This is a genomic window from Pseudohongiella sp. SYSU M77423 (assembly GCF_029911965.1).
Taxonomy (GTDB): Bacteria; Pseudomonadota; Gammaproteobacteria; order Pseudomonadales; family Pseudohongiellaceae; genus Pseudohongiella.
In genome coordinates this window covers 255,891-278,291 of the sequence record NZ_JARYTH010000001.1, presented here as the reverse complement: position 1 = coordinate 278,291, position 22,401 = coordinate 255,891, and the positions used below count along the sequence as shown (strand labels likewise).

Annotated in this window: 18 protein-coding genes and 1 tRNA gene; 11 read left to right on the top strand and 8 right to left on the bottom strand. The window is 56.9% G+C overall.

Going from position 1 to position 22,401, the window contains the following annotated elements; all coding sequences use genetic code 11:
* Positions 1-75: 75 nt before the first annotated feature.
* The 4 genes from QGM61_RS01205 to QGM61_RS01190 all read right to left on the bottom strand — a co-directional run bounded on the left by QGM61_RS01205 (position 76) and on the right by QGM61_RS01190 (position 3,463).
* A tRNA-Gln gene (locus QGM61_RS01205) sits at positions 76-151 on the bottom strand.
* Between the two features lie 32 nt (positions 152-183).
* Entirely contained in the window at positions 184-1,068 is an 885-nt protein-coding gene (ispE, locus tag QGM61_RS01200) for a 4-(cytidine 5'-diphospho)-2-C-methyl-D-erythritol kinase (protein ID WP_281131563.1), read from the bottom strand.
* Positions 1,065-1,694: a lipoprotein insertase outer membrane protein LolB gene (lolB, locus tag QGM61_RS01195; protein WP_281131562.1), complete on the bottom strand. Its 630-nt coding sequence runs from the start codon at positions 1,692-1,694 to the stop codon at positions 1,065-1,067. Before lolB ends, ispE begins: the two co-directional genes overlap by 4 nt.
* Positions 1,694-3,463, bottom strand: coding sequence for a tetratricopeptide repeat protein (locus QGM61_RS01190; RefSeq protein WP_281131561.1), 1,770 nt, complete (start codon positions 3,461-3,463; stop codon positions 1,694-1,696). The genes lolB and QGM61_RS01190 overlap by 1 nt, the downstream gene beginning before the upstream one ends.
* A gap of 192 nt (positions 3,464-3,655) precedes the next feature.
* Here QGM61_RS01190 and hemA point away from each other — a divergent pair, with 192 nt between their 5' ends.
* The 5 genes from hemA to rhlB all read left to right on the top strand — a co-directional run bounded on the left by hemA (position 3,656) and on the right by rhlB (position 9,484).
* Positions 3,656-4,957: a glutamyl-tRNA reductase gene (gene hemA / locus QGM61_RS01185; protein WP_281131560.1), complete on the top strand. Its 1,302-nt coding sequence runs from the start codon at positions 3,656-3,658 to the stop codon at positions 4,955-4,957.
* The gene (prfA, locus tag QGM61_RS01180) at positions 4,954-6,036 is read left to right on the top strand and encodes a peptide chain release factor 1 (protein ID WP_281131559.1); all 1,083 of its coding nucleotides are present in this window, start codon (positions 4,954-4,956) and stop codon (positions 6,034-6,036) included. Before hemA ends, prfA begins: the two co-directional genes overlap by 4 nt.
* Before the next feature lie 2 nt (positions 6,037-6,038).
* Positions 6,039-6,890 carry a peptide chain release factor N(5)-glutamine methyltransferase gene (gene prmC, locus QGM61_RS01175; RefSeq protein ID WP_237133218.1) on the top strand — a complete coding sequence of 284 codons (852 nt, stop codon included), beginning with the start codon at positions 6,039-6,041 and terminating at the stop codon, positions 6,888-6,890.
* Positions 6,884-7,642: a molybdopterin-synthase adenylyltransferase MoeB gene (locus QGM61_RS01170; protein ID WP_317622129.1), complete on the top strand. Its 759-nt coding sequence runs from the start codon at positions 6,884-6,886 to the stop codon at positions 7,640-7,642. The genes prmC and QGM61_RS01170 overlap by 7 nt, the downstream gene beginning before the upstream one ends.
* 66 nt (positions 7,643-7,708) lie before the next feature.
* Positions 7,709-9,484 carry an ATP-dependent RNA helicase RhlB gene (rhlB, locus tag QGM61_RS01165; protein WP_317622117.1) on the top strand — a complete coding sequence of 592 codons (1,776 nt, stop codon included), beginning with the start codon at positions 7,709-7,711 and terminating at the stop codon, positions 9,482-9,484.
* Between the two features lie 9 nt (positions 9,485-9,493).
* Here rhlB and QGM61_RS01160 read toward each other — a convergent pair whose 3' ends face one another.
* The 4 genes from QGM61_RS01160 to gatC form a co-directional block, all read right to left on the bottom strand.
* Complete coding sequence (locus QGM61_RS01160; RefSeq protein ID WP_272907247.1) at positions 9,494-9,817, bottom strand: PA4642 family protein; 324 nt, start codon at positions 9,815-9,817, stop codon at positions 9,494-9,496.
* A gap of 66 nt (positions 9,818-9,883) precedes the next feature.
* Complete coding sequence (gatB, locus tag QGM61_RS01155) at positions 9,884-11,317, bottom strand: Asp-tRNA(Asn)/Glu-tRNA(Gln) amidotransferase subunit GatB (RefSeq protein WP_281131558.1); 1,434 nt, start codon at positions 11,315-11,317, stop codon at positions 9,884-9,886.
* Entirely contained in the window at positions 11,317-12,768 is a 1,452-nt protein-coding gene (gene gatA, locus QGM61_RS01150) for an Asp-tRNA(Asn)/Glu-tRNA(Gln) amidotransferase subunit GatA (RefSeq protein WP_281131557.1), read from the bottom strand. The genes gatB and gatA overlap by 1 nt, the downstream gene beginning before the upstream one ends.
* A gap of 26 nt (positions 12,769-12,794) precedes the next feature.
* Entirely contained in the window at positions 12,795-13,082 is a 288-nt protein-coding gene (gatC, locus tag QGM61_RS01145; protein WP_237133224.1) for an Asp-tRNA(Asn)/Glu-tRNA(Gln) amidotransferase subunit GatC, read from the bottom strand.
* Positions 13,083-13,403: 321 nt separating this feature from the next.
* Here gatC and QGM61_RS01140 point away from each other — a divergent pair, with 321 nt between their 5' ends.
* The 6 genes from QGM61_RS01140 to QGM61_RS01115 are packed head-to-tail and all read left to right on the top strand — an operon-like array spanning position 13,404 to position 22,384.
* A complete protein-coding gene (locus tag QGM61_RS01140) occupies positions 13,404-14,444 on the top strand; it encodes a rod shape-determining protein (RefSeq protein WP_237133225.1) in 1,041 nt (346 codons plus the stop codon).
* Between the two features lie 16 nt (positions 14,445-14,460).
* Positions 14,461-15,633 (top strand): rod shape-determining protein MreC, encoded by a 1,173-nt coding sequence (gene mreC, locus QGM61_RS01135; protein WP_317622128.1) that lies wholly within the window; start codon positions 14,461-14,463, stop codon positions 15,631-15,633.
* Entirely contained in the window at positions 15,630-16,118 is a 489-nt protein-coding gene (gene mreD, locus QGM61_RS01130; RefSeq protein ID WP_237133227.1) for a rod shape-determining protein MreD, read from the top strand. The genes mreC and mreD overlap by 4 nt, the downstream gene beginning before the upstream one ends.
* The gene (locus tag QGM61_RS01125; protein WP_411268744.1) at positions 16,108-16,773 is read left to right on the top strand and encodes a Maf family protein; all 666 of its coding nucleotides are present in this window, start codon (positions 16,108-16,110) and stop codon (positions 16,771-16,773) included. Before mreD ends, QGM61_RS01125 begins: the two co-directional genes overlap by 11 nt.
* A 16-nt stretch (positions 16,774-16,789) precedes the next feature.
* Complete coding sequence (gene rng / locus QGM61_RS01120) at positions 16,790-18,277, top strand: ribonuclease G (protein WP_281131556.1); 1,488 nt, start codon at positions 16,790-16,792, stop codon at positions 18,275-18,277.
* Positions 18,278-18,286: 9 nt separating this feature from the next.
* Positions 18,287-22,384, top strand: a complete 4,098-nt coding sequence (locus QGM61_RS01115) for a YhdP family protein (protein WP_281131555.1) — start codon at positions 18,287-18,289, stop codon at positions 22,382-22,384.
* Positions 22,385-22,401 lie beyond the last annotated feature (17 nt).

The window sequence follows — 22,401 nt, the reverse complement described above, 5'->3', positions numbered from 1 at the left end:
CGCTCTGCTCGTTCAATCAGAAAATCCGCACCTCATCGACCCAGGGGGTGATGCGTGTGCGGATTTCCGGGGATTTGGCTGGGGTGGCTGGACTCGAACCAACGCATGCAAGGATCAAAACCTTGTGCCTTACCAACTTGGCGACACCCCAGTGATAGTTGGCTATTTTAAGCCAATTTCCTATTACACGTCCAGTTGCGAGGCCAGAGCCTGGTCGACCGGAGACTGGTTCAGTCCTTGAGTCACAAAGCTGCTGGCGCGATTTAATGCCGGCAAATCAATGTGTTCCAGATCGTGCAATACTTCTCTGGCGTCGTCTTCTGTCCTGAATGATGCAAAAACACTGGCGCCTGTTCCTGTCATCCTGGCGGGGGCGAATTGAGCGAGCCAATTTAGTGCCTCATCCACCTCTGGATACAGGTTTCTGACCAGTGTTTCGCAGTCATTTCGGGACTGCCCTGCCAGAAAGGCGGCCATTTTGATGGGTGAAGTGTCTCGTGTCAATTGTTCATGTGAAAAAATTCTGCCGGTAGCGACATGGCAGTCCGGAGTGATGACCAGGTAGTACCTTGACGGCAACTCTACAGGTGTCAGATGTTCACCCACCCCTTCAGCCCAGGCGCTGTTGCCGTGGACGAATACGGGCACGTCAGCTCCCAGCGCCAGACCGATACCGGCCAGCTGCTGTTTGTCCAAGCGCAGCTTCCACAGGGCATTGAGTGCCAGCAGTGTACTGGCGGCGTCGCTGCTGCCACCACCCAGGCCCCCGCCAGCAGGCAGGCGCTTGTCCAGATAGATATCGGCGCCCAACGTGCAGCCACTTTCAGCCTGCAGGGCGCGGGCGGCCCGGAGCACAAGGTTATCATCGCCGATCAGCCCGGATCTGTTGCAGTCCAGTGTCAGCTTGCCGTCGCTGCGCGGGTGCAGGTGCAGTGTGTCGCCATGGTCGAGTATCTGGAATACGGTCTGAAGATTGTGATAACCGTCAGGGCGGCGACCTGTGATATGGAGAAAAAGATTAAGTTTGGCCGGCGCAGGGACCACCAGTGTCGCAGTGGCTGGGCTCATGAGTCTTGTTGCGTCACGATCAGTGGTTCATCACCCGGTAGCGACCAGTCCAGACGGTACAGGTCTAGGCGCAGCGGCGACTTCTGTATACGAATGCGGGTTGGCAGCGTTTCGGTGCCAAAGTTTGTATAACCCATGTAGTTGATCTGCCAGCCGCTTTGCTGAAACTGCAGCAACTGGCTGGTCTCACCAAAGCTGAGATCGTGAGCCTCGCCGGGAGCCGGGATGCCCCGGATCCAGTAGTTGAGCTCGGTGACGGGCAGCTCATAACCGATCTGCTGATACAGCAACTCTTCAGGCGAATCGGTAATGACCGGGTCTTCGCCCTGCTGTTCAATACGCACGTAGCCGGGCTGTCCATTGATCTCGGTGGCACCGATATTAAAGGTGCCCCACAGGTTGATACGGTATCGCTCTTCGTCCTGCTGCCAGCGAATCCGGGAAGAGTGCGCTTCCTCAGCGTCGCGCACATTAATGCTGCCGGTAAATTCCCAGCGCTCGATTTGCTGCAGAACCTGCTGGCGCTGCGCCCATTCCGGGTTGACTGGTGCATCGATACGCGGTGTGCTCTGGCAGGATGCAAGCACAAGCAGGCATATAAGCGACAGGCAGGCCCGTTGCATCATCAGGATGTTTCTCCGGGCGAATCCCCAGTGAGGCGCTCCATGGCGTCCAGCACATGCTCGCTGTCAGGGTCGGCATCCAGCGCCTGTTCCCAGATCAACAGGGCTTCTGCTTCTTTACCGGTTACCCACAAAACCTCGCCCAGATGGGCGGCCACTTCAGGGTCAGGAAACGCAGCATAGGCGCGCTGCAGGTTGTACAGTGCGTCGTCCAGATACCCGAGCTTGAACTGCACCCAGCCCAGGCTGTCGATGATGGCCGGGTCATCGGGTGAAATATCAATGGCGCGCTCGATCAGCTCCAGCGCCTCCTGATAGCGATCGGTCCTGACCGTCAGTGAGTACCCGAGGTGGTTCAGGGCTCGTGCATCGTTGGGGTTGATGGCAATGATGCGCTGCAGATCACGTTCGGCAGCTTCCTGGCGTCCGGCGCGCTCGTGCAGCAGGGTGCGTGCGAACAGCAGATCGACATTCTGTGGATGATCCAGCAGTGCCTGATCAAGCACCGTCAGTGCCCGCTCGTGATGTCCGGCATTAATAAGGGCTTCGGCGAGCAGAGCCGGATACGCGGGCGCCAGTGCGGCGTCCCGCGCGCTCATTTGTGCCACCCAGGCCTCAGCTTCGTCGAACTGCTCGAGATCTACCTGCAATCGCAGGGCTTCACGCTGGGCGTTCAGAAAGGCGTTGGAACGCCGCTGGACCTGCTGGTAGTGGAACAGCGCCTGTTCAAGCTCGTCTCGAGCCTCAAGAACATAGCCAAGATAGTAGTGTGCTTCATTCTGCCGGTACCCGGAGCGCAACAGGTCCCGCAGCTGGGCTTCGGCCAGCGTCAACTGATCAATTTCCAGGTTGATCAGGATCAGCGAATACAGTGTTTCCATATCGCCGGGTTCGCGCCGCAGCAGTTCGGTAAACTGAATCGAAGCTGGTTCAAGTTTTTCGTTCTGCACCAGCAGCTGTGCGTAGCTGTAACGCAGCAGCCGGTGCTCCGGATAGCGCTCGACGTACTCCGCCAGCAGCGCTTCGGCCGCCTCAACCTGGCCGCTGTTCTGAAGCAGCTGTGCTTCTATAAGCACGGTTCTTGGGTTGTCGCCGTAGCGCTGGCGGGCCACATCAAGGATGGCGCGGGCGCTGTCGGTATCGCCGCTCTGGTCGTGCAGCTGTGCCAGGGCGTAATAAACGGAGGGTTCGTCCGGGTGCCGTGTATTGATGGCCTGCAGTCGTTCAATGATGACCTGGCGTTGACGGTCTTCCAGATTGGCAGTGCGCGCTGACAGCGCCGTGAAATCGACCTGGCCACCTAGCGCCATAACCTGTTCGAAATGTGGCAGGGCTCTTACGAACAGACCCTGCTCCATGAACTGGTAGCCAATGATCAAATGCGGGTCCATGGCGTCAGGTTCAATCGCCAGCCACTGGTCAGCCAGATTGGACAGTGCCTGCGCATTGCCCAGTGCTGATGCATACTCTACGGCACGCCGGATGATGCCCGGGTCCTGTGTTTCCAGTGCCAGTCGATAATATCCCTCGGCCGCGCCAGCCATGTCACCGCGCAGACCACGGAATTCGCTGAGCAGTGCCAGCTCCAGCTGCTCCTGGGTAAAATTACCGTACTCGATGGGTGGCTCAGGTGCAGCCTGCACAGGGGCCTTAACCGCCTGTTCGGAGGGCTCTGGTGCTTGTGGCTCAGCATCTGGTGGCGCAGGATTGCTGGCGCATGCGGCCAAAAGCGGCAGGCTGAGATAGAACAGTCTTAGTAAAATTTTTATCATAATATCCGGTCATGGGTGTGCCAGGGCACGCCCGGATTGTAGCAACAGTTATAATTCAACACTACACTGAAGACCGGGCGGGCCCCATAATACGTGCGTTGCCTGCTCTTTGTGGCCAAATTCCCACTCCAGAACGGGCAAACGCCCCCGTTTTTTAGTAAGATAGCGCACTTTTTCGACTCAAGGCTCAGTATGGCGCTGGTTCTGCTCGGCATCAATCACAACACGGCCAACGTGGCACTCCGTGAGAAGGTGGCATTCCCACCTGAAAAAATGGCGGACGCCATGCAGGGCGTGCGGTCCTTGCAGCATGTGTCTGAAGCTGTGATTGTGTCCACCTGTAACCGGACCGAGCTGTATATAGATGTTGATATAGAGGGCGACCAGGAGCAGGAGTTCAGCCCCGAACGCATGCAACAGGAACAGCAGAAGCTGTTGCAGTGGCTGAGCGACTACCACGGAATTGATGCCACGGAGCTGGGCACCTGCAGTTATTTTCACTGGCGTGAGGACGTGATCCGCCATTTGATGCGGGTCGCCTGCGGACTCGATTCCATGGTGCTCGGCGAGCCCCAGATTCTGGGTCAGATCAAATCCGCGTTTGCAGTTGCCAAAGATCTTGGCGCGGCCGGCTCCGATCTCGGCAAGGCCTTTCAGGAAGCGTTCTCCATTGCCAAGGAAGTGCGAACCGATACCGCCATTGGCGAGAACCCGGTTTCAGTTGCCTACGCGGCTGTCACTCTGGCAGAGCAGATATTCTCTGAATTGCGCAGCCTGAATGCACTGCTGATTGGTGCGGGCCATACCATTGAGCTGGTGGCGCGCCATCTGATTGAGCGTGGCGTCAAACGAATCGTGATTGCCAACCGGACTCTGGAAAATGCGGTCAAACTGGGAGACAAGTTTGGTGCGCGCGGCGTCCTGCTGTCGGATATTCCGGCGGAGTTGGAGCATGCGGATATCATCGTTTCCTCGACCAACAGCCAGTTGCCATTGCTCGGTAAAGGCGCTGTCGAACGGGCGCTGAAGAGCCGCCGACACAAGCCCATGCTGCTGGTCGACCTGGCCGTTCCGCGCGATATCGAACCTGAAGTGGGGCAGATCAGTGATGCCTATCTATACAGCGTTGACGATATCCGCGACGTGATTGAGGACGGGGTGAAGAGTCGCGCACAGGCGGCCGAGCAGGCCAGCGCCATCATTGAGCGTGGTGTAGAAGAGTATCTGCGGAAATTAAGAGCCCTGAACGCTGTAGCCACCTTGCGGGCATTTCGCGACCAGGCTGATGCAATTCGTCAGGCAGAGCTTGAGAAGGCCAGGCGTTCGCTGGAGAAGGGTGTTGATGCCGAGCAGGTGCTGGAGTCTCTGGCGCGGGGTTTGACCAACAAACTTATCCATACACCCAGTGTGCAAATGAAAAAAGCCAGCGCCGAAGGACGCGACGAGGTCGTGCGTCTGGTGCAGGAGCTGTATCAATTGGGAGATGAGTCATGAAAGAGTCCATCTTTCAGAAACTGGAACATTTAGCGGAGCGCTACCAGGAGCTGCAGGCGCTGCTCAGTGATGCCGAGACGATCGCCGATCAGGATCGTTTTCGCAAACTGTCGCGCGAGTTCGCAGACCTTGAACCGATCGCCCAGGAGTTTGAACGCTACCGCACGGCGCAGCAGGATATGTCGCAGGCGCAGGAGATGATGCGCGACAGTGACCCGGACATGCGTGCCATGGCTGAAGAAGAGTATTTCAAGCTGAAAGAGTCTCTGCAAGAGCTTGAGCTTTCACTTCAGAAGCTGCTTTTGCCCAAGGATGAGCGTGACACGATGGATGTGTTTCTGGAGGTGCGCGCTGGCACAGGTGGCGACGAAGCAGCCATCTTTGCTGGTGATCTGTTCAGAATGTATTCCCTGTATGCGGAATCCAAAGGCTGGCGCATCGAGATTCTGAGCGAGCGCCCTGGTGAACATGGCGGTTACAAGGAAATCATTACCCGAGTGGCCGGCAAGAATGTCTATGGACACCTGAAATTCGAATCCGGTGCGCACCGCGTGCAGCGAGTACCCGAGACCGAGACACAGGGACGTATTCATACCTCTGCCTGCACGGTTGCGATTCTGCCCGCTGGCGATGAGATGGAAGAGATCGAGCTGAACAAGGCGGATCTGCGCATTGATACCTTCCGTGCCAGTGGTGCCGGTGGTCAGCACGTCAACAAGACCGACTCAGCCATTCGCATTACCCATATCCCGACCGGTATCGTGGTCGAGTGTCAGGATGAACGCTCGCAGCACAAGAATCGTGCGCGCGCCATGTCCCTGCTCAGCGCCCGGCTCAATGACATGCAGCAGGCAGCTGCCGACAAGGAGCAGTCCGATACCCGTCGCCTGCTGGTGGGGTCTGGCGATCGTTCCGAGCGGATCCGTACCTATAACTATCCCCAGGGGCGAGTCACCGATCACCGTATCAACCTGACCTTGTACAAGCTGTCAGAAGTGCTGTCTGGTGATCTCGATGCGGTGATTCAGCCGCTGATCAATGAATACCAGGCCGATCAACTGGCGGAGCTGGCGGCCTGACCGTGGCCACACTCTCCGTCGGCCAGTTGCTCAGGCAGACGGCCGCCCGGCTGACGCAATCAGGCTCGCCGCAACTGGATGCCGAGCTGTTGCTGGCGCAGGTCATGGGTGTCAGTCGCTCCGGCGTACTGGCGCGCCTGCGCGATCCAGTTCAGCCCGGGATTCAGGATGCCTATGAGGAACTGATTGCCCGCCGCGAGCGGGGCGAACCGGTGGCCTATCTGCTTGGTCGCCAGGGGTTCTGGAGTCTGGAGCTGGATGTCACGCCGGATGTGCTGATACCCAGACCCGAGACCGAGCTATTGGTGGAAAGCTGTCTGGAGATTGCAGGGCCTGACGTCGCAGACTTTGCTATCGCCGATCTGGGTACCGGGTCGGGTGCGATTGCCCTGGCTCTGGCGGCAGAGCGTCCCGCCTGGCGGGTCTATGCCACTGATCGCAGTGAGGCGGCGCTGGCAGTCGCAACCGCCAATGCCCGTCGATTGTCATTGTCCGATCGAATCGAGTTTCGTCAGGGGGACTGGTGCGCGGCGCTGCCCGATGGGCTTGAACTCGACATTCTTGTCAGTAATCCGCCTTATATTGACCCGGAGGATCCGCATCTGAGCCAGGGCGCGCTGCCTTTTGAGCCCCTGTCAGCACTGCGTTCAGATGAGCAGGGCTTGCGAGATATTCGTTTTATAGTGCAGCAGTCGCTGGCCGTGCTGAAGCCGGCCGGCTGGCTTCTGCTTGAACATGGGTATAATCAGGGCGCCGCCGTGCGACAGTTGCTGGAGCACCATAAATTTAATCAAGTGCGGACCGTTCAGGACCTTGCGGGTCTGGATCGGGTGACGCTGGGGTGTCGATCATGAATGACGAACAGCTGCTACGCTATAGTCGGCAGATCATGCTGCCAAATATGGATATCGCCGGTCAGCAGCGGCTGCTGGATGCAAGCGTGCTTATTGTGGGAATGGGCGGGCTGGGCAGTCCGGTTGCCATGTATCTGGCCGCTGCTGGCGTCGGCAAACTCGTGCTGGTCGATGATGACGAGGTAGAGCTCAGTAATCTGCAGCGCCAGATCGCACACACCACTGATCGCATTGGGCAAACAAAAGTGGCCTCCGCGCAGCAGACGCTGCAGGCGCTTAACCCGGAAGTCCAGATTGAGACACTGACGACACGGCTGGATGCGCATACCCTGCAGGCGCAGATCGACCGAGGCATCGACCTGATTGTGGATGCCTGTGATAATTTCGCCACACGTTTCATGATCAACCGGGCCTGTGTGCAAAATAAACTGCCTCTGGTGTCTGGCGCCGCCATTCGGCTGGAAGGGCAGGTTGCCGTGTTTGATACACGGCGCGAGCACAGTCCCTGCTATCAATGCCTGTACCGTGAGGGCGGTGATGACGAGCAGATGAGCTGCGCCCGTAATGGTGTTCTGTCGCCAGTCGTGGGCATTATCGGCACGATGCAGGCACTGGAGGCAATAAAAGTGATTGCCGGCATAGGTCAGGACTTGTGCGGTAAGTTGCTGATTTTTGATGCCATTGACAGTCAATGGCGGACGTTGAAGTTACCACGCGATCCCGCCTGCGCGGTGTGCGCAGTGCGTGCTTGATGCTGCAAATGCTCAGGCGCTATGATGCGGGCCATATTTCGAATTTAGAAGACAGGCTGCTAATACATGCAAACAAAAGATTCAGACCAGAGTAATCCCGATGCTCCGAATCAGGAAGCACAAGATCAGGTAAACCAGGAGCAGCAAGACCAGACGCAAAACAAGCAGGAACAACAGGACCCAGTGCAGGCAGGCCAGGAGCCGCATAGCAGCGAGCAGCAAGACCCTTCGCAGGAAAGCCAGCAAGCAGCGCCGCAGCAGCAGAATGCCTCCGAAACGGAACAGCCGGCGGACGAGCAGCCTGTTGAGGACAGCCAGAGTGCAGAAGCTGCCAGAGTCGAGTCTGACAACAGCCCGGTGGCTGAACAGCAGCCAGCACCAGAGCCTGAGACTGCACAGGAGCCAGCCACAGACTTGGATCAGCAGCAGAAATCTGTAGCGGAGTCTGAAGGTATGCTGGCGACAACTGAGCAGTCAGCAACAGAAGAAGAATCAGGCGAGGGGCAGCCCGGCTCTGAATCAACAGCATCTGATGCGCCAACAACGCCGGAGACGCCCGCAAAACAGCCTGCCCCCAAAGTACAATTCAGCAGTTTTGATCTGGCAGAACCACTTGCCAAAGCCATTAGCGATCTTGGTTTTGAGTATTGCACGCCTATCCAGGCCCAGAGTCTGCGCTATACACTGGTTGGTTATGACGTGACGGGCAAGGCCCAGACAGGCACCGGCAAAACAGCGGCATTCCTGATCACGCTGATCAATGACATGCTTAAGAATCCGATTACCGAACAGCGCTATGCCGGCGAACCAAGGGCACTGGTGCTGGCGCCGACGCGGGAGCTGGTCATTCAGATCGCCAATGATGCGACTGATCTATGCAAACACAGTGACCTGCGCGTCGTCACCCTTGTAGGTGGTGAGGATTATCAGAAACAGTTGCGGGCGGTCGACAAACGCCCCGTCGATATTGTGGTAGCGACGCCGGGCCGTCTGATCGATTTTCTGCAGAATGAACATCTGTATCTCGGGCTGGTTGAGCTGCTGGTTATTGATGAGGCCGATCGCATGCTGGATATGGGCTTTATCCCGCAGGTTCGCAACATCGTGGCGCGCACTCCGCACAAAGACTGCCGTCAGACCCTGCTGTTCAGTGCGACCTTTACGCCAGAAATTCTGGAACTGACGTCGCGCTGGGCCATGGATCCGGTGATGATCGAAATCGAGCCCGAGCGTGTTGCCACTGACACGGTCGAGCAGATCGTCTATCTGGTCACCAGCGACGACAAATACAAACTGCTGTACAACCTGATCGGCCTGCAGGGATCCGAGAAGGTGATTGTGTTTAGTAATCGTCGCGACCAGGTGCGCAAGCTGGCAGACAATCTGCACCGCAACGGTGTCAGTTGTGGGTTATTGTCCGGTGAAATTGCGCAGAAAAAACGTGTAAAAACCCTGGAAGATTTTCGTGAAGGCAAGTTAAAGGTGTTGGTAGCGACGGACGTGGCAGGCCGTGGTCTGCACATTGATGATGTGACGCATGTCATCAATTACACACTGCCGGAGGAAGCGGAGGACTACGTTCACCGCATCGGCAGAACCGGTCGGGCTGGTGCTACCGGTACGTCTATCAGTTTTGCCTGCGAGGAAGATTCCTTCCTGCTGCCAAATATCGAATCGAAGCTGGGTCAGAAGCTGCCTTGCGTTCACCCCGACAGTCGCTTGCTCACCGATCCACCGGCTTTCACGCGGGAGTCCAAGTTCAAGGATGAGTCCAAACCAGCTGGACGCGGCGGGCGCGGTGGCAAGCCGTCCGGTGGCGGACGCCCGCGGCCCCGCCGCTAGATCTGAGGGTTATGCGCCGCGACGGGCGCCATGTGACTCGAGAATTTCCATGTAGGGCGCAGCACGACGATGCTGCGCCAGATGGTCCAGAAACGTGGCGCCACTTTCCAGCGTGACATTGATGTCGTGGCCTGCTTCGACAAAGAAAGGAACGAAGCGGGTGAATTGCTCGGGCAGCATACCGCGGTAGGCTTTGAGCAGGATGTGGTAATCAGCCGGCACGCCCTCGGGTGGCTCCAGGCTCAAGAAAGCCTTGATGCGCTCATCTGACCATTCTTCATTGCGAGTGGCAGGCTGAGTGCGTTCTTTCCCGGTTTTTTTCTCTTCAATCATGGTGTCATCCGTTTGGCTCCCCCCAGGCAGTCCGGCTAGGTGCCGTGACTGTCAGGAGAGATGGGCTTATTCGCTGAGCTTCTTGCGCAGCAGTTCGTTCAATTGAGCAGGATTGGCCTTGCCTTTGGAAATCTTCATGGCCTGGCCAACAAAGTATCCAAACACTGCTTCCTTACCGCCTTTGTATTGTGCGACCTGATCCGGGTTGGCGGCGATCACATCATCCACCAGCTTTTCGATGGCACCTGTGTCCGTGACCTGCTTCAACCCGCGAGACTCAATAATCTGGTCGACATCAGTTTCGCCTTCGGTCAGCGCTTCAAACACGGTCTTGGCGATCTTGCCGGAGATGGTGTTGTCCTTGATTCGGCTGATCAACGTGCCCAGCTCGGTCGGCGTGACCGGACTCTGCTGGATATCAAGATCCTGCTTGTTCAACAGCCCCAGCAGGTCGACGGTCACCCAGTTGGCTGACAGCTTGGCGTCTCCGCACAGCTGCGCTACCTGTTCAAAGTAATCGGCCATGGCACGGCTGCTGGTCAATACATCGGCATCATACTCGCTAAGGCCGTACTGCTTAACAAAGCGGCTGCAGCGCGCGTCTGGCAGCTCTGGCATGGTCGCACGTACGGCATCGATATACGCATCATCGATCACGACAGGCAGCAGATCCGGCTCGGGGAAGTAACGGTAGTCGTTGGCGACTTCCTTGCTGCGCATCGAGCGGGTCTCGTCACGATCGGAGTCGTACAGGCGGGTCTCCTGAATGACACGGCCGCCATCTTCGATCAGGTCAATCTGGCGCTGAACTTCGTGATTGATGGCTTTTTCGACAAAGCGGAACGAGTTGATGTTTTTGATCTCGGTACGTGTGCCAAATTCTGTCGCACCCTTGCGGCGTACCGATACGTTGGCGTCACAGCGCATGGAGCCCTGAGACATATTGCCGTCGGAGATGCCGAGATAGAGAATGATGGAGTGCAGTTTCTTCAGATAGGCAACCGCCTCTTTGGCGTTGCGCAGATCAGGCTCCGATACTATTTCCAGCAGCGGTGTTCCCGCCCGGTTAAGGTCGATACCGGACATGCCCTGAAAATCTTCATGCAAGGATTTACCTGCATCTTCTTCGATGTGGGCGCGGGTAATGCCAATGACCTTTTCTGAGCCATCATCCATCACAATACGCAGGCTGCCTTTGCCAACGGTTGGGTGATCCAGCTGACTGATCTGATAGCCTTTGGGCAGGTCTGGGTAGAAGTAATTCTTGCGGTCAAATACCGAGCGCTTGCCGATTTCTGCGTCTACCGCCAGTCCGAATGACACAGCCATCCGCAGAACTTCCTCGTTCATGACTGGCAGCGTGCCCGGTAGCGCCAGGTCGTATATATTGGCCTGGGTATTCGGTTCTGCACCGAATGCAGTGCTGCTGCCGGAAAACAGTTTGCTGGCAGTTGCCAGCTGCACGTGCACTTCAAGACCGATGACGGTTTCCCAACTCATTATTTAACCTCCGGTCGGCGCTGATGCCAGTCTGTGTTCAACTGGAACTGATGGGCGACATTCAGCAGGCGTGCCTCTGAAAACGCCGGTCCGACCAACTGCATGCCAATTGGCAATCCCTGCAGCATACCTGCTGGCAGTGACATGCCAGGGATGCCGGCCAGGTTGACGGCGATCGTGTAGATGTCTTCCAGGTACATGGTGACTGGATCGGCATTTTTCTCACCAAGCTTGAAGGCTGTGTGGGGTGAGGTCGGTCCCAGGATGACGTCTACAGACTTGAAGGCTTCATCAAAATCCTGCTTGATCAAGCGGCGGATTTTCTGCGCCTTCTTGTAATAGGCATCATAGTAACCTGCAGACAGTGCGTAAGTGCCTACCATGATGCGACGTTTGACTTCGTCACCAAAGCCTTCGCTGCGGCTGCGCTTGTACAGGTCTTCAAGGTTCACCGGGTTTTCGGCGCGATGGCCAAAGCGCACTCCGTCATAACGCGACAGGTTTGCTGAAGCCTCTGCCGGTGCCACGACGTAATACGCAGGCACCGACAGGTGATTGTGCGGCAGATCAACCTCGGTCACGCTGGCGCCGAGGCTTTCCAGTGCTTTGATGGCATCCTGCAGAATGGTCTGCACAGCTGGGTTCAGGTCAGCGGTAAAGTGGTCACGAGGCAGGCCGATGCGCAGACCTTTCAGCGACTGCTGCAGATGTGCCGTGAAATCTTCGGCCGGATGGTCCAGGCTGGTGGAGTCACGGGAGTCCAGTCCGGCGATGGCGTTCATCATCAGCGCTGCGTCTTCTGCGCTTTTGCTTAGCGGACCAGCCTGGTCAAGACTGGAGGCAAACGCGATCATGCCAAAGCGGGATACTCGTCCGTAGGTTGGTTTCAAACCTGTAATGCCGCAGAAAGATGCAGGCTGGCGAATTGATCCGCCGGTGTCGGTGCCGGTGGCGATGGCACACAGATCAGCGGCTACCGCGGCGGCGGAGCCGCCCGATGATCCGCCGGGTACACGGCTGCTGTCCCAGGGGTTGCGAACCGCTCCGTAGTAACTGGTCTCGTTGGATGAACCCATCGCAAATTCATCCATGTTGGTTTTACCCAGCGTGACAGCGCCGGCCTGCTGGAGGCGTTCAACAACGCTGGCATCGTAGGGCGACACAAAATTGTGCAGCATGCGCGAGCCGCAGGTTGTCAGCACGTCGCGCGTACAGAAGATGTCCTTGTGCGCTATGGGTATGCCGGTGAAAGGAGTACCATTGCCAGCGGCGCGCTGTTTGTCAGCGTCGGCCGCCTGTTTCAGTGCCTGCTCTTTGCACACGGTGATGTAGGCATTGAGATCCGGATTCAATTTTTCGATGCGATCCAGATAGGCCTGAGTCAGTTCAACGCTGGAAACGTCTTTGCGATCCAGGGCTGCGCTCAGCTCTGCTACAGTTTTGCTTAACATGAAAGGGTGATCCTTGCTCGTTGGCTTTACTCAATGACTTTGGGAACCAGGTACAGACCATTCTCTGTGGCAGGTGCGATCTGCTGCAGTCGATCCCGCTGATTGGTCTCGGTCACCTGGTCCGGCCGCAGCCGCTGGGTGGCATCGAACGGGTGCGCCATCGGAGTGACGGCGCTGGTGTCGATGCTTTGCATCTGGTCGATCATGGTGAGAATGTTGGAGATGCGACTGGTCACTTCATCGATGTCGGGCTGTTTGATTTGCAGTCTTGCCAGATGTGCAATTTTTTCCACATCAGTATTGTCCAAAGCCATTCATGAACTCCCTTAGTGTGCGATAATGCGCGCTTTCCCGACGGCCGGGGATGACTGCAACGCGGGCATGTTTTGATACTTGCCCTATCATCAGAGCGTTGCTAGAGTGCATACCTTATTGCTGGAGAAACCGTGATTATACGGGATTTAGGCCGGTCTAGGGCAACAGTTTCCTTCCCCTGGAAGACGATCGTTCGCTGAACAAGCACTTTTGTATTGGCGCAGGAACTGTATTGGGATTTGTCTGTCTGCTCATTGAAGCTGGACAAGGGGTCCGGATTTCGGGCGGGTACGATTAGTATTGAGGTTAACAAAAGTTCAATGTTCAAAAAAATAAGGGGAATGTTTTCCAATGATCTGTCCATCGATCTTGGAACGGCCAACACACTGATTTACGTGCGCGGCGAAGGAATCGTTCTGAATGAACCGTCGGTGGTAGCAATCAGAAATCACAATGGCCAGAAAACAGTTACCGCTGTCGGCGCTGACGCCAAGCGTATGCTGGGTCGGACACCTGGCAACATCACAGCGATCAGACCCATGAAAGATGGTGTTATTGCCGACTTTCAGGTCACCGAAAAAATGCTCCAGCACTTCATCAGCAAAGTTCACGAAAACAGTTTCTTCCCGCCCAGCCCGCGTGTGCTGGTTTGCGTACCCTGTAAATCTACCCAGGTAGAACGACGAGCCATCCGGGAATCAGTTCTCAGCGCCGGCGCGCGTGAAGTCCGTTTGATCGAGGAGCCCATGGCAGCTGCCATCGGTGCAGGCCTGCCAGTTGAAAAGCCCAGTGGCTCCATGGTGGTGGATATCGGCGGTGGCACCACCGAGATTGCCATCATTTCTTTGAATGGTGTGGTCTACGCGGAATCGGTGCGGATCGGCGGCGATCGATTTGACGAGGCGATTATCACTCACGTTCGCCGCAATTACGGCAGTCTGATTGGTGATGCCACAGCCGAGCGCATCAAAAAGGAAATCGGCTGTGCCTATCCATCAGAGGGCATTCTGCGCGAAATCGACGTGCGTGGTCGCAACCTGGCCGAAGGCGTGCCGCGCAGTTTTACTCTGAACAGCGATGAAATCCTTGAAGCACTGCAGGAGCCGCTGTCAGCCATCGTGCAGGCAGTAAAAAGCGCGCTGGAACAGTCTCCTCCGGAACTGGCGTCCGATATCGCTGAGAGTGGTATGGTTCTGACTGGTGGTGGCGCGCTACTTAAGGATCTGGACAAGCTGCTGGCCGAAGAAACCGGTCTGCCTGTCATTGTCGCTGATGACCCCTTGACCTGTGTGGCACGTGGGGGCGGCAAGGCAATGGAGTTGATGGACCTCAACGAGATGGATGCGCTGACCCTGGACTGATTGACAGACAGAGGTTCTGGCTATTAAACCCTTATTCACAAAAGGTGTATCGCTTGAATACCGCTTGGTAGCGTTTGTTCTGCTGGCGGTATTGGTCATGTTTGCGGATCGGCGCTACGACTATCTGGATAGATTCCGTTTTACCGTCGCCTATCTGAGCACACCCATCTACTGGGTTGCTGATATTCCCACCCGTGTTTCGCTGTGGATCGATGATGTTTTCGTTTCGCAGCGGGATCTGATCGAAGAAAATGCCCAACTGCGCCAGGAACTGCTGTTTGCCCAGCGTGAACTGCAATTGCTGGCGGGCCTGGCTAGCGAAAACAGCCGTCTGCGTGATCTGCAGGCAGCATCGCAGACCGTGCAGGGGCGAGCAGTCACCGCTGAAATCATCAATGTATCCAACGACCCTGGCGCGCGGCGTGTACTGATCAACCGTGGCGCCCATAATGGCGTGTTCGAGGGTCAGGCTGTGCTGGATGCTCATGGTCTGATGGGCCAGGTGGTAGAAGTGCTGCCTTTTACCAGCTGGGTCCTCCTGATCACCGACTCCCGCCATGGCACACCAGTTCAGGTAAATCGCAATGGTGAACGCGCCATAGCCCGCGGCAGCCGCAGTGATGTGGCCGGCCTGGAACTGGAATTTGTTCCTGATACAGCTGATATTGTGGTGGGTGACCTGTTGGTCAGCTCCGGACTGGGGCAGCGTTTCCCTAAAGACTATCCGGTGGCCGAAGTCACCAGTGTTGTTCATGACCCGGGTCAGGCGTTTGCCGTCATCAGGGCCCGCCCGCTGGCGCAGATGGACAGAACACGGCATGTGATGCTGGTGATTCCCGACGACGAGGTGATCAGTAGCGTGCCAGTTCCGGATGATTTTCTGGGCGCGGGTCCCGGTGAACTGCCGGTCACCGAAGAGGTGTCAGAGCCCACAGTCAGCACGAATGCAGGCAACGATATCGAGGCTGAGCGTGACACTGTGCCAGACGATAATGCCCTGCTGGTGCGGGATGCGGATGAGCAGGAAACAGATATGCCAACTGCCGGCCAGCAAAGTGCCGATACAGAAGCTGCTGTGACCGACAGTGTGAATACAGAAGGTACAGAAACAGCAGTTGAAAGCGCAGAGGCCGATGAAACAGTGATGCCTGAGGAAGACGGGCCCGGACCAGGGGAGGATCTGCCATGACGCCAAGAGCTAATGGAATCTGGGTGATCATCCTGAGTTTTCTGGTCGCCTATCTGCTGGAGATCGTCCCGTTCCCCGAATGGGCCATGCATTACCGGCCTGCCTGGGTGGCCATGGTACTGATTTACTGGGTGATGGCCATCCCGTACCGGGTTGGCATCGCGACCGCCTGGTTTGCCGGGGCGTTTCTGGACATTCTGGAAGGGTCCCTGCTTGGCATGAACGCACTGACCTTTGCGCTGCTTGCATACATCACACTGAGCCTGCATCAACGGCTGCGCATGTTCTCCGCCCTGCAGCAAAGCGGCATGATTCTGGCACTTGTCGGCCTGAGCATGATGCTGAGCTACTGGATCAAAATAGGACTTGAGGAATCCAGCGAAGGCAGCCTGCTGTTCCTGCTCGGAGCCCTGTCCAGTGCTTTCATCTGGCCGTGGCTGTTTGTAATGCTGCGGCACCTGCGACGTGGTTTTGATGTCCACTAGCCCCAACAACGCATTGTCAGAGGACGGGCTGGTCGACCTTGTTCTGGCATCGGCCTCGCCGCGTCGCCGCCAGCTGCTGGAGCAACTCGGCGTGAAGTTTCGGGTGCTGGCTGCCGACATCGACGAAACTGCACTTGCCGGTGAATCTCCGACAGACTATGTATCCCGGCTGGCTCGCCAGAAAGCGTCGGCTGTTGCCGCATTACTGGCAGATGGCGCCGAAGCGGAGACGCATCTGCCTGTCATGGGGGCTGATACTATTGTTGTGCTGGGTCAGCGATTGCTGGGCAAGCCGGTTGACGCGGCGGATGCGGCACAAATGCTGGGCAGCCTGGCCGGGCGCGAGCATCAGGTTATTACCGCAGTCTGCCTGATGGACAGAGAGCGTCACAATATTGCGGTGGTCAGCACGGATGTAGCCTTCAGGGCAATGAGCGGAGACGACATCGAGGCCTATGTGGCGACGGGCGAACCCTTTGGCAAGGCCGGTGCCTACGCGGTACAGGGCCTGGCGGCGGCGTTTGTGGAGCGTCTGTGCGGTAGTTACACGGGCGTGGTCGGCCTGCCGCTGTATGAGACTTCCCAGTTGCTCGCTGACTACGCAGTGCCTACTGAATTGAATCGCCACACCCTGCGCAGTCAAGCTCGCAGCTGAGTTGCGGAGACGGATCTTGAGTGAAGAAATATTAATCAACGTAACGCCCCGGGAGACCCGGCTGGCGCTCATCGAAAACGGTCTGTTGCAGGAAATATTTCTGGAGCGCCGCAGTCGCAGTGGTTTTGTCGGAGATATCTACCTCGGCAAGGTTGTGCGTGTCATGCCAGGCATGGAGGCGGCGTTTGTTGATATCGGACTGGAGCGGGCGGCATTTCTTCACAATGCTGATATCGCCCCGATTGGTGCCGATGGGCTTGAGGTACGCGAAGAACACCCGGTTGCCATTCAGGCACACTTGCATGAAGGACAGATGATTGTTGTCCAGGTAGCCAAAGACCCCATAGGCACCAAAGGTGCCAGGCTGACAACGCATCTGACCCTGCCATCACGCCACCTTGTTTACTTGCCGCGTAACCGGCATATCGGCATTTCGCAGCGTCTTGAAAGCGAAGAAGAGCGCGAAAGACTGCAACAGGTTCTCCACGCCTGCATAGCCGAGGAACACGGCGATGAGTCCGAACCCAGGGGAGGGTTCATTATTCGCACCGCTGCCGAGGGCGCGACTGAAAGCGAGCTGCGTGAAGATATCCGTTTCCTGTACAAGCTGTGGGCAGCGGTTGAACGCCGCATCGGGCGCAGCAAGGAAGTCCGTGTACTGTACCGTGACCTGCCATTGTATCTGCGGGCTGTGCGCGATCTGATTGCGCCGAATATTGAAAAAATCCGCATCGATACGCAGGAGGCCTTTGATGAAATCCGCGAGTTCATCAACGACTTCATGCCTGAATACCGGGACCGGGTAGAGCTTTATCGTGGTGAGCGACCGATATTCGATCTCTACGGTATTGATGATGAAATCGAAAAGGCGCTGGGTCGTCAGGTCAGGCTCAAGTCAGGCGGTGATCTGATTATCGATCAGACCGAGGCGATGACAACCATCGACGTCAACACGGGGGGGTACCTGGGCAGCCGCAACCATGCCGAGACTGTGTTGAAGACGAATCTGGAAGCGGCAACAGCCATCGCCCGGCAGCTGCGTATCCGCAACCTCGGCGGTATCATCATTCTTGATTTCATTGATATGGAAGATCCAGAACACCAGCGGCAGGTACTGCGTACCTTGACCAAAGCGCTGGAAAAGGATCATGCCAGAACCATGGTAACGGCAATATCGGAGCTGGGTCTGGTAGAGATGACGCGCAAGCGCACGCGGGAAAGTCTTGGTCAGGTGCTGTGCAGCCCCTGTCCGGTTTGTGAGGGCAGAGGACGAATCAAGACAGCAGAAACGATCTGCTACGAGATATTCCGTGAGATTGTGCGAGTTGCGCGGGTCTATGAAAATGATGAGTTGCTGGTCATGGCATCGCAAACGGTTGTTGACCGGTTGTTGGATGAGGAGTCAAGTACGCTTGCCGATCTGGAAGTAATCACCGGGAAAACCATCAGATTCGAGGTGGAACCGATGTATACTCAGGAACAATATGATGTCGTACTGTATTGATGGATATTCATGATCTGGCAGATCACACGATCGATTGGTCGCATCGGCCTGCGCCTGGCGTTCTGGTCTTTGCTGACCCTGCTGGTCCTCATGGCGCTCTATGTCAGTCTGGGACGGCAGCTGGTACCGATGGTCAGCGACTATCAGGAACAGATAGAAGAGCGCCTGTCGCAGATGCTGGATGCCAGCGTCAAAATGGACGCCATCCATGGTGAATGGCACCGGCTGAGCCCACGCTTTGTTATTGAAGGCCTGCAGATAAATGGCCGCCAGGCTGATCTCGATGCCCTGCCGCCCGCACTGCGTCTGGAACGTGTGGACGTATTCGCCGATGTACCAGCCAGTCTGTTGGCGCGCCGCCTGATTATTGCGTCGGCGGCCATAGAGCAGCTCCACCTTAATTTCGCGCAGTCGGAAAGCGGCCGCTGGCAGCTTGCCGGACTCGGTGAGGCCGCTGTACCCCCACAGATCAATCCCGAGCAGCTGTTTCAGTGGATGACTGCGCTGGCACGTTTCCGCCTCGATGACACACAAATCAGTTTTCGTCCGTTCCGCGGTGACGAACTGGTCATGGCCGATGCGCGCATCGAATTTCAGAGCCAGGGTGGTCAGCACCAACTGATACTGTCGGCTTTTCCTGAGATGGCCAGCGATGAGCTGAGGCTCTCTGCGGACTTGACGGGCGATTCAGTAGCCAGTCTGCAGGGACACGTTTACCTCAATGCTCCACCCGCGGAGTATGCAGAACTGCTGGCCTCACTGGATCTCTCACGGGCCGGAGGCGGGCGGCTTGAATTGTCGGGCCTGCAACTGTTTGGCGAATTCTGGCTGGATATTCAGCAGGGGAATCTGCAGGGGCTGACCTGGCGAGGCGGCGGCAATGCTTCGCTGAGTGTCTGGGATGACAGCCAGACCATGGTCGAGCAGGTAACGATTGACGAACTGGACGTTGACTGGCTGAAGTATTACCAGGCGCCTGATGATAGCTGGTACCTGCAGTTCGAGGGACTCGAGTTTGCCTATGACGGAGGCCGCTGGCCGGATGGTGGTCTGACACTGGACTATCTGCCTGGTCAGCAGATTCGCCTGCACATGGACGCGCTTGATACTGGCCTGGCCAGTCGCCTGATGCTGGCGCTGTTGCCCGCCGGTACCATTCGGCAGGAGCTGGATACCTTCAATCCACGTGGCCAGTTACGCAATATTGTGATGAGTGCTCAGCCCGCAAGCGACGGGCAATGGGTCGGTGCATTCAGCAGCAATATCCGGGAGGGAGCCATCAGCGCGCATCGTGGTGTGCCAGCTTTCTGGGGTGTGGACGGTTATGCCGAGGTAGACTTTGATACGTCCGCACGCGTGATTGATGGTTTTGTCGAAGTGGCGGGTGAGGATATGTCGATGCAGATCCCGCGCCTGTTTGATGATGTCTGGCAGTACTCTCAAGTAAATGGTCGCGTCAACGTTCATGTCGATTACCAGGACGCCATGCAGATGCGCCTTGCCAGCAGCGTAGTGGTTGTCGAATCTCCCCATTTGAATGCACGGGCGCAATTTGCCCTGGATGTGAATGAGACAGCCGATAGATTTATCAATCTGGAGTTGATGGTAGGTGCTCTGGAAGCGGATGTAAGCCGCAAGTCGCTGTATTTGCCCATGGCTGCCGGCGCACCACGCTCTGCCCAGGGCGTACTTTCCTGGGTCGATGACGCTGTGATTGCTGGCAGTGGCGCCGGCAGTGGTTTCATATTTCGTGGTCATGTAGACGGCGGGGCACTGCCAGCCGAGCGCACCATGCAGATGTTCTACCGGGTGGCGGACGGTGAATTGAAGTTCGACCCTGAATGGCCGGCTCTGGAGCAGGTCAGTGGCACTGTGACGGTTAGCGACGGTGAGGTTTATGTGCTTGCCGAGGCTGGTCAGAGCATGGGCATCGACTTCCAGCAGACGGAAGCGTCTGTCCAGCAGAACCCCGGCGGCGGCAGCTGGCTGACGGTCAGTGGCACTGGCCGGGGCACAGCCGATCAGGGCTTGCAGTACCTTGCCCGGACACCTGTTACCCGCGATGTCGCCCAGTATCTGAGTGGATGGCAGGCGCAGGGCAGTGCTGACTTCACACTGTCCCTGGTAATCCCGTTGTTCATAGAAGGTGTAGAGCCGGAAGTGCAGCTGGATATGCAGTTTGCCGACAACGCGCTTTACATTCCCCAGTATGAACTGACCGCCTCAGACCTGTCGGGGCAATTGCATTACTCTGCGCACAGCGGTTTGAGCTCGACAGATATGTCTGGCGTGGTAATGGGGCGCGAAACGGATTTCGAGATCCTGTCGGCGGACAGTGAGCAGGGTATTGGCAACACACAGATCAATGTCACCGGCCGCTCCAGTGTTGAGGCCTTGCTTGACTGGCCCGGTCTGCCAGGGTTTTTGCGGCCCATACTCAGCAAAACCACCGGTGAGTTTGAACACCAGACCCAGCTGCGGCTGGGACAGGCGCCGGAGCTCTCGGTCCGTACGGCGCTTGATGATGTCGCCTTCGCGTATCCAGCGCCATTCAGTAAGGCGGCTGGCGAGGCTTTGCCGCTTGATCTAAGACTGACATTCGCAGCCAGTAACCCGGATATCGTCTTGACTCTGGGTGACAGGTTGCAGATGCGGCTGACAGGTGGTGAACCTGACAGCGCCTATAGCGGATTGATTTACCTGGGCAGTACGGGCAATGGCATGCAGGTACGACGCCTCAACCCGGGTGCACCTGGTCTGGAGGTATTGGGCGAGATTGCAGTCTTTGATCTTGAAGCCTGGCAGCTGGCGATCAGTGAAATGATGACAGACTCGCGTAACCTGGCTGGTGTCGGCAGCATGGGTGGACTGTCCGCAATCACAGGCACCGCCGGGGTGCGAGTCGGGGAACTGCTGGCGTTTGACGAGCGGTTTACCAATGTCAATCTGTCACTCAATAAAACGAATCAGGACTGGCGCTTTGGTTTTGACAGTGAGGCGCTGGCCGGAAACCTGGTCATTCCCGGTGGTAGCGATCAGCTCTGGAATATTGACCTTGATCGCCTGCAGCTGGACTACGAAGTATTCGACGAACCGGAAAGTGCGGAGCCAGAGTTGGTGGCAGCTGTCGATAGCGAGGTCGCGAGCAGTCAGGCAAATGTGGAGCTGGATCTCGAAGAGCTGCCAGCTGTAGAGTTTGAACTGCCCCGTGAAGACCCGCTGGCTGCCTTTGACCCGCGGACTCTGCCACCGATGCGATTGTCGATAGACGAGCTGATTCTTGGCGAAGCTGATTTCGGCAGCTGGTCGTTCGAGTTGATTCCGGATGCTGCGGGCGCGCTGTTTCGAAATCTGCAGTTGAATGTTCGCGGGCTGTCTATCGGAACCGAAGAGGAGCCGGCTGAGTTTCGCTGGATCTATGATGGACAGCAGCATCGCAGTGCGCTGAATGGCATCGTCACTGCTCAGAATCTGGCGCCGGTGCTCAGCTCTTTTGGATATGCGCCCAGTCTGGAAAGTCAGACGGCTCGTTTCAACACGCGGTTACACTGGGATGGCAGTCCTGCGTATTTCTCGGCACTGGGTCTCAATGGTGATATCGACCTGCAGGTGCAAAACGGTCGTTTCCGGCAGCGTGCCGGCGTCGCCAACAGCGCGCTGCGCCTGATCAGTATTATTAATTTTGATGCCATCATGCGTCGCCTCCGCTTTAGCGGCGACCTGGCACGTACAGGCTTGTCTTATGACGAAATTACCGGCCAGATCAGTCTGCGAGATGGTATCGTCACCATCGAGGATCGTTTGCAGATTATCGGTCCAGCCAGTCTGTTTCAGCTGGAAGGGACGGTAGATCTGGCCGCCGAGACCATTGATGCTGATTTGTATATTACCCTGCCGGTTAGCGATAATATTCCATGGCTGGGCGGGCTGGCCGTACTTAACAACCTGATCAACTGGCAAATGGCGGTAGGTGTCTTCATTTTCGACCGTATCTTTGGTGACCAGGTCGACAATCTCACCAGTGCGCACTATACACTTGAGGGCCCCTGGGAGGGACTGGAGCCGCGTCTCTACCAGGTGTTTACCGATGCAGATTCGGACGATTGATCTTCAACTGAGCAAAG

Bases quoted from the DNA above. Each gene is read 5' to 3' on its own strand.
- QGM61_RS01140 (WP_237133225.1), top strand. From the start codon at position 13,404: ATGTTCAAAAAAATAAGGGGAATGTTTTCCAATGATCTGTCCATCGAT.
- gatB (WP_281131558.1), bottom strand. From the start codon at position 11,317: ATGAGTTGGGAAACCGTCATCGGTCTTGAAGTGCACGTGCAGCTGGCA.
- QGM61_RS01190 (WP_281131561.1), bottom strand. From the start codon at position 3,463: ATGATAAAAATTTTACTAAGACTGTTCTATCTCAGCCTGCCGCTTTTG.
- ispE (WP_281131563.1), bottom strand. From the start codon at position 1,068: ATGAGCCCAGCCACTGCGACACTGGTGGTCCCTGCGCCGGCCAAACTT.
- QGM61_RS01115 (WP_281131555.1), top strand. From the start codon at position 18,287: ATGATCTGGCAGATCACACGATCGATTGGTCGCATCGGCCTGCGCCTG.
- hemA (WP_281131560.1), top strand. From the start codon at position 3,656: ATGGCGCTGGTTCTGCTCGGCATCAATCACAACACGGCCAACGTGGCA.
- lolB (WP_281131562.1), bottom strand. From the start codon at position 1,694: ATGATGCAACGGGCCTGCCTGTCGCTTATATGCCTGCTTGTGCTTGCA.
- mreD (WP_237133227.1), top strand. From the start codon at position 15,630: ATGACGCCAAGAGCTAATGGAATCTGGGTGATCATCCTGAGTTTTCTG.
- QGM61_RS01125 (WP_411268744.1), top strand. From the start codon at position 16,108: ATGTCCACTAGCCCCAACAACGCATTGTCAGAGGACGGGCTGGTCGAC.
- gatA (WP_281131557.1), bottom strand. From the start codon at position 12,768: ATGTTAAGCAAAACTGTAGCAGAGCTGAGCGCAGCCCTGGATCGCAAA.
- rhlB (WP_317622117.1), top strand. From the start codon at position 7,709: ATGCAAACAAAAGATTCAGACCAGAGTAATCCCGATGCTCCGAATCAG.
- prfA (WP_281131559.1), top strand. From the start codon at position 4,954: ATGAAAGAGTCCATCTTTCAGAAACTGGAACATTTAGCGGAGCGCTAC.
- gatC (WP_237133224.1), bottom strand. From the start codon at position 13,082: ATGGCTTTGGACAATACTGATGTGGAAAAAATTGCACATCTGGCAAGA.
- QGM61_RS01160 (WP_272907247.1), bottom strand. From the start codon at position 9,817: ATGATTGAAGAGAAAAAAACCGGGAAAGAACGCACTCAGCCTGCCACT.